General features: G+C 34.8%; 1 protein-coding gene and 1 pseudogene. Both read left to right on the forward strand.

Annotated elements, in window-relative coordinates:
- Window positions 1–1,143, forward strand: a pseudogene (locus tag ACEN2I_RS19725) (PorP/SprF family type IX secretion system membrane protein); the annotation flags it as partial.
- 140 nt (window positions 1,144–1,283) lie between these two features.
- Window positions 1,284–8,698, forward strand: a 7,415-nt coding sequence (locus ACEN2I_RS19730) for a hypothetical protein (protein ID WP_441767798.1), incomplete at its 3' end; no start/stop codon positions are given.

The raw sequence follows: 8,698 nt of genomic DNA on the forward strand, positions 1-8,698 counted from the left end.
CTTCAGGCAAAATTAGCAGCGGATGCCAAAGCGAAAGCTGATGCAGAAGCCCTTCAGGCAAAACTGGCAGCGGATGCCAAAGCTAAAGCTGATGCAGAAGCCCTTCAGGCGAAATTAGCAGCGGATGCCAAAGCTAAAGCTGATGCAGAAGCTCTTCAGGCGAAATTAGCAGCGGATGCCAAAGCGAAAGCTGATGCAGAAGCTCTTCAGGCAAAATTAGCAGCGGATGCCAAAGCGAAAGCTGATGCAGAAGCATTAGCAGCTGCAGCTTTAAAAGACGAAAGTGTAAAAGAGCTAGATAATTTGACACGAATAGTTGAAGGTTCAGGGAAAACTCAATCAGATTTAATTGCTCAATTCAATGCTACCGTTGCTAACAAGCAAAAAGACTTGAATGATATGAAGGAAGAAAATGATTTGAGTGAAAAAGGTATTTATAGAGAACCAAAACCATTTAAAAGTGTAAGCGCTGAAAATGCCCAGATAGAATCTTTAAAAGATCAAATAGCAGACGCCAATAAAGCTCAGAAGAATGCTATTGCTAATTTGACAAATTTATATAATGAAAGACTTAAAAAAGTTCCTAATAAAAACGATGCCACAAACAGAGCTTATTTGGAAAAAATCAATGAATTAAAAGCAGCTCAATTAAAAGCAGAACAGGATAATATTACATTAATTGCAAATTTAGAGCGAATTAAGACTGAAACTGAAATTGAGAAAAAACGTAGAATTAAACGTGCGGCTTATGAAAATGATCAGGGAAGGTATGCACAAGATGTCGCTGCTCTTAAACGTATAAAAGAGACAACAAAATTAAGCAGCAAACCTTTAACAGAAAGCGATTTTGATTTTGGTGAAGATCAGTCTAATATGCAAATTATTAAGAATATTAAAAATTCTGATAGTGGTTATTATCTAATTATTGCTGTCCATAAGAGTGTTGAAAAACGAGACGAGTTTTTGACCAAAGCTGTCGCAGCAGGAGTTTCAGATGTTAATTTCTTTTATGATGTGACCACAAGTAAATATTATATTTACTACGAAAAACATGAAGATTTATCTGGAGCAACGAATGCATTAGAAGCAAAAGGAAATAAACCTTACAATAGCAGAATGGTTATTGTAAAAGTTGAAAATTAGATAATAATAGAATACAAATAAGAAATCACGTTCTTTTTAAAAATAAAAAGGACTAACAAAATAAATATTTTTAAAGCGCTTAAACTTTATTTTATAACGCCCCTTAGATTATAAAGTTAAAGCCCAAAAAAGTTAATACCATGAAAAACCCTACTACTTTTAAACCTGCAGATTTGGTTTTAGCATTGATTACAAATTTTGTATTATTTGCTAAAAATCAGTTTAATGATTTAAGGATTCTTTTTTTTAACCAAAAAGGAATAAATGAATTAAAAGCAATAAAAATCAAGAGTACGGCTATTCTTGTGTTTTTGTTATTTTTTGCCTTTAATATTGGACAAGCTCAGGTTGGGACAAAATTTTCTGCCAGACTTGATGATGGAAAAGGTAATAAGTATCTTAAAGTTCAGGGAGATATTAAGATAATAGGTAATACAATTTTGACTCCTAAAGGTGAGAGTCTACCTTATAACGGAACTAAAAACAACAATGATTTAGATGCTGTTTATCTTAATATAGATAATACTAATGGTAACTTTAGTTCCAGTAGTGCAGATTTAGTTATCAATAATAATTGTAAAAGGATTGTTTTTGCAGGATTATACTGGTCCGCTATGTATCCTAATGGATCAAGTACAGATGGTAACTGCTTTAATTGTGGTACTGCGGCAGCAACCGATTGGAATCAGGTTAAACTTAAAATAGGGAATGGTACATATCAAACATTAACAGCTAATAAGACTAATCCTAGAGAAGTAATTTTTAAAGGCGATAACAGTAATAATTTTAATAATGGGGTTTACGTTTGCTTTAAAGATGTAACCAGTATATTACAAGCTTTACCAAATGCTGACCAAACTTATACAGTAGCTAATATAAGAGCAACAACAGGTATTAGAAGAGGAGGAAGTGCTGGAGGATGGTCGTTAGTAGTTATTTATGAAAGCCCAACAGTTTCAAGTAAATATATTTCGGTTTTTGACGGTGCTCAAATGACTAATGTTGATGCGGGAAGCGATCAATTATTAAAAGTTGATATTCCAATTAGTGGATTTCAAACTTTGCCTGTTGGATTTCCAGTAAAAGCAAAAATAGGTGTAGCAGCATTAGACGGTGATTATGACAAAAAAGGTGATGGTTTATTATTTAGAAATGGGTTAGTACCTACTACTACACCTAACAGCTCCTTTACACCTATTACCAATACACTTAATCCAACTACACTTTCACCTGAAGAAAATTCTAATTTTTTCAACGCTACAATTACTGTTGATAATGCTCAGGTAACCAATCGTAATCCTACCAACAGAAATAATTTAGGTTTTGACATTGATTATTTAGAAATTCCAAATCCATCAAATTCAGTTATACCGAATGGTGCTACACAAGGTACTTTTAGAATGTTTACAAATACTACAGGTGGAGATGGTTACGCAGCATTTTTATCTACTTTTGCGGTAGATATTATAGAACCAAAAGTAACCTTAACCAAAGAAGTTTTTGATTATTCTACAACTCCCCCAACCAATATGGGGAATAAAGATGTTACTTTAGGTAAGGAATTAAACTATGTTATTGGGTTTCAAAATCAAGGTAATGACAATGCTACCAATTTTACCATAACAGATATTTTGCCTATTAATACTAAATTTAATTATCCTGCAGATATAGTTGAATTACCAGCGGATATCGTTATTGGGCGCAATAGATATAAGGTAACACATACTTATGATGCAGCAACTCGTGCCATTACATTTACTATTCCTAAAGAATTTGTTGAAATAAGTGATCCGAGATACACTATTCGTTTTAAACTTAAAGTTGTAGAATCTTGTAGTGAGATAAGTGATGTATGTTCTAATATTATTATGAATACTGCATTGTCTAATTATTCCGGTACTTACAATACAGGTACTTTTGGAGATAAGAGTTTGGATTCTTATACAAACTGTAATGTTGGTATTCCACAATCGACTAACTTTTTAGTAGATGTTGATGATTGTAAATTTGAAAAAAGCGAAATTTTATGTGGTACCAGTATTCAAATAAAAGCAGCTAACGGTTACAGCAGTTATTCGTGGTCAACAAGTCCAACAGGAACCCCTGTAATAGGAACAAGTCAAACCCTTACAGTAGTTAAAGAAGGAGTATATTATGTGAAAAACACTGCTCCTGCACCTTGTTTGTCAATAGCTGAAAAATTTACAGTAACATTGCCAAATGGATTAATGGAAAATCCTGTGTTGCCTTATGCAAGAGCTCCTTATGCAGGTACTATTACCCAATGTCCTGATAGTGGGAAATTTTTACCTAATTTATTTTTATGTGGAGGAAGTGATTTCAGAGACATTAAAACAGGAATATCTGGTACCGGAACTACAATAGTTTGGGAAAAACTTAACGAAGCCAGTTGCAACGCAGTTATAAATGATAAATGTGCCAACGAAAGTGAATCTTGTACATGGTCTCAGGTAGCAACAGGCCCCGATTACAAAGCCGATACAAAAGGCCAATATCGTTTGACAATTACGTATCAAAATAATTGTTTCAATCAGTTTTATTTTAATGTTTATAAAAATGAATTAAACCCTACTGTCACTTATAATGATATATACTGTGATACAAAAGGAAAAATTACGGTTAATGGAGTACCAGCTGGATATGAATACAGTTTAACGAAAACGGGAACATATCAAGACAGTAATGTTTTTTCTCCAATAAATAATCCTGGAAATTATACGGTTTATATTAGACAAAAGGGAGTTACTACTAATCCATGTATATTTGAAGTTTCTGTTAATATTGTAAACAGAATATTAAATGTTGAAACAATTGCAACTTCTCCAATATGTTTTGGAGAAAAGGGAAGTATAAAAGTCAACACTTCTGGTGTAAGAGGGCAGTATTATTACGAACTTTTTAAAAGCGGAACTTCTGTTCAAAAAGTTGGTCCTGTTACTGATGCTGATCATCTTTTTGATAATTTAGATACTGGAGATTATACATTTACTGTAAAAACAGAGGATGGGTGTACTTATACCAATTATTATGTCCGTATAAATGAATCTGCCGGTGAAATAAAAGCTTCAGCTGCAATTACAAGACCTTTAACAGATTGCACCACAGGTATAATAAAAATAACGGCTACCCAAGATAGAAATTACAGCAATTCTTTTTATTATTTTGTTAACGGATCGTCGACCTTTCAGACTTCAAATGAAATAGAGGTTACTACACCGGGTACTTATACTATTAGAATAGTCGGAACAAGTAATTGCGAAAAAACAATTACTATTGATGTTCCTAAAACACCAAAACCAACTTATACTGTTTCACATACTGATAGTAATTGTTATAATGATGCAGCACAGATAAGTATTAATTTAACTAGTCCAACAACTGGTTATACTATGGGCTATAGTATTAATAATGGAGGTAGTTATCAAACCAATCCTGTTTTTACTAATTTACAGCCAGGAACTTATAATGTTATTGTAAAATATAGTGTTACCTATCCAATTGCAAATTGGCCTTATACTGAAACAAAAGATTGCTTTGGCCCTGTAGAAACAATTAACATTTCAGGGCCAACTTCGGCTGTAACTGCTTCTGCAGGAGTTGCTGAATTAGCAGGCTGTGGACCTTTACAAGGAGGTCAGCCAACGGGCTTGTTGAGATTTACAAACGTAGAAGGAGGAACAGCACCCTATCAATATAGTTTTGATGGAGGTACTACATGGCAAACTTCTCCTGAAAAGTATGTTGTATCATCAACGATTTCTTATGATCTACGTGTAAAAGATGATAAAGGATGTATTTATAAAATTCCTTATGATGTTATTTTAGATCCTAAGCCTGAGGATCCTGTAATTGATAGTAATGTTAATCCGGTATTTAATTGTGATGGTACTGCTACTGCTACAGTCGTAGTGAATACTCCTACATCTACAGGAGCAACCTATACATATGAATATTATTTGAAAACGGGTTCGGCTGATCCTGTTCCAAATACTCCAATAACAAACAATGTATTTACAAATGTTCCTTCAGGAAATCACACTGTAATTGTAAAATACAATATTACAACAGTTTCTACCTATAGTAACCTATTGCAGGAAGATTTTGGAAAAGGAGGTTATACTACAACACCTGGAATTAGTAGTAAATACTGTTTTGAGGATGAATCAACACCTCACCCTGCGAGTTGGCCAGCAGCAACATGCGGATCAATTAATGATTACCAGATCAATGATGGTAAATATGCAGTAGCAAGTTCTATTAAAACTAATTTTGGTAATACGTGGATAGTTGCTAAAGATCATACAACACCAACAGACGCACTAGGAAGATTTTTATGTGTAAACATTGGGGAATCAGCCGGATATGGAGGTATTATATACAGTAAACCAATTAAAGATGTTATTGAAAATCAGCCTGTAATTATTTCATTATGGGCAGAAAATTTAATGAGGAGTACCACTGGATCCAATTATTCTGATCCGAAATTAACAATTCAATTAGTTAATAATTTAGACTCATCAGGTGGGGGTACTATTGTCGCAACAACTGATACTGCAAATCCATGGGTAGTTCCAAGAAATGAACAATGGGAATATAAAGAATTGTCTTTAAATCCGGGTGCTTATAAAAATCTTAGTTTTGTTATCCGATCTTATAACACTGATTATAGTGGAAATGATTTACTTGTAGATGATATATGGGTTCGTCAAATACCAAAATCATGTGGAAATGAAAAAAGTTTCCCAATAGTTATTGATACGAACGGTGCTTTTAATGCACCAACACCAGGGATTCAGGACGCAAAATGTACCACTTCAAATGATGGAAGTATTACTATTACTGCAACTAATTTTAATACAACTACAGGCTTTTATTATTCTACGGATAATGGTTCAAATTGGTATACTTCAACAACTTCACCCGTAACTGTTTCGGGCTTAGCCGCAGGTATATATAAAGTAATTGTAAAAAATGACAATACAGCACAAGCTTGTCAGTTTACATTTGATTCAGAAATTAAAGCCCCTCAGGCCATACTTATTGTTCAGGTTGATAAAACGGCACCAACTTGTACAACTGATGCATCCATAACAGTTACAACGGTTACCGGAGGCACAGGAAGCTATCAGTACCAGCTAAGCGATGGTTCTGGAGTTGTGAGAGCATTTCAATCAGGCAAAACTTTCAATAATGTACCTCAGGGAACATATACTATTCAGGTAAAAGATGCCAATAACTGTTTATCTCCAGCGTCTGCAGCTATAACAATAGCTACGCCAGTTGGACCAACTGCTAATTTAGCTGCTACTACAGATTATTGTTATACTCCTTCAAACCCTGCGACCTTAGTTGTTAGTGTAAATGGAGGTTTAGCGCCTTATACTTATAAATTAGACAATAATGCTGCAATTACAACAAATACGTTTAATAATGTAGCACCAGGTACTCATGCTATTGTAGTAACGGATAGCAATAATTGTACGTCTACGATATCAAATATTATAATTGAGACTCAATTACAATTTAATGCAACTTTGATGCAGGACTTAACCTGTTTGGTTGATGCTTCTATTACAACTGCTGTATCTGGTGGTTATGCAGGAGCTTATACCTATACCGTTTCTCGAAATGGAGGGACAGCTACAGCTATTACTTCTTTTCCTTATACAGCTACTCAGGCAGGAAATTATGTATTTACAGTTACGGACAGCAAAGGTTGTACTGCGACAAGCAATTTAATAGTAGTTTCTCCAAAAACGACTCCAACATTAACAACTGTTAAAACAGATATTACCTGTAATAATGCTAATAATGGAACAATTACAGTTACTGCTTCAAATGGTGCAACAACAGTTTATACATATGCCATTAAGTTAAGTTCTGTTGCTACTTACACAACTCAGTCTACAAATCAATTTACAGGTTTGGCAGCTGGTACTTACAATATTAAAGTAATTGACAGTAAAGGCTGTGAATCTGCTGTAAGTGATGTTACTATTATAAATCCTTCAGCAGTAGGAGGATCAATTAGTGCTACTGATTTAGGATGTAGCAGCACCGGTACTGTTCCAGCTGTGGTTACAGTTAATGGTTCTGGAGGAACAGGAACTTATCAATATAGTTTTAACGGAACTTCTAATTTTACTTCAAGCAATACTTATTCTACTAGTTCAGCTGGGACAATAACGGCTTATATTAAAGATAGTAATGGCTGTCAATTTGGGCCTTTATCAGTAGTAATTAATCCTAAATCATCTATTACGGGCATTAATGTGATGTTTGATACAGGATTAGAGTGTCCGGCTTATGAAGCTCACGTTAAATTTCAGGCAGTAGGTGGAATATCACCAATTAAATATCAAATTATTTCTGGTCCTGCAGGATATAGTTCTGCTATCGTATCAGATGGAGAATTTAAAAATCTGAAGCCAGGAAACTATATTTTCAGAGCTACTGATAAAAACGGTTGTAGTTTTGATTTAAATTATAATATAAAAAGTGAAACAGATATTGTAGCAGGAGGAAGTGTTTTGACACCAATTAAATGTTTTGGAGGTACAGGTACTATTCAGTTTACAGTTAATGGTGCAAAAGATAGAGGATACGATTATGTAATTAGAAATGCTGCTAATACAGTTATTCAGAGTGCTAATAACATAAGTGAAACTACCACTACCATCAGTGTAACCGCTCCACAACCGGCAGGGGTTTATACCATAACTGCGACTGATAGAAAAACCAACTGCTCGACTAGTTATAGTGTTACACTTACTCAGCCATCTGCTGCAGTATCTATTACAAGTGCAGTTGGTACGAATGTAAATTGTAACAATGACAATTCACAAATTACGGTAACGGCTACGGGCGGAACACCAAGTTATACTTATGCTTATGCTATAAATCCTTCAACAGTTCCTACATCAGCTTATGCTTCAGGTGCAGTTTTCACCGTTAATACAAACTCAGGTGCTAATTTGGTTTGGGATGTTTATGTAAAAGATGCCAATGGATGTACAGCAAAAAAAACGTTAACAATTATTAGTGACAACCTACCAACAGTTACAGCAGTAGTAGATAATCAGTGTACGGGTTCAGGCAGTAGTTTTACTATTACCGCTACAGGAACAAATGGTACAGGTACTTTAACATACGGAATTGGAGGAACAACAGGAGCTTTCCAGGCCAGTGGTACTTTTACGGTTTCACCAGGAACTTATACGGTTTGGGTAAAAGATGGTAACGGATGTACAGCATCGTCAACTCCATTGATCGTTTATCCACAATTGACGGCATCATCAGCAGTAACCAGAGAGTTAAGCTGTTCAGCAACTACCCCAGAGGCACAAATTACAATTACTGCTTCAGGAGGAAAAACGGCCTATACATACGAAGTTTCCACAAACGGCGGCACTTCTTATACCGCTATGGCAAGTAATGTATATACAGCAGCCACAGCCGGAACGTACACCTTTAGAGTTACCGATTCTAATACACCGGGCTGTACCGTAATTACAAGTACTTTAGTAAATGCAAT

The organism is Flavobacterium sp. W22_SRS_FK3 (assembly GCF_052113665.1).
Lineage (GTDB): Bacteria > Bacteroidota > Bacteroidia > Flavobacteriales > Flavobacteriaceae > Flavobacterium.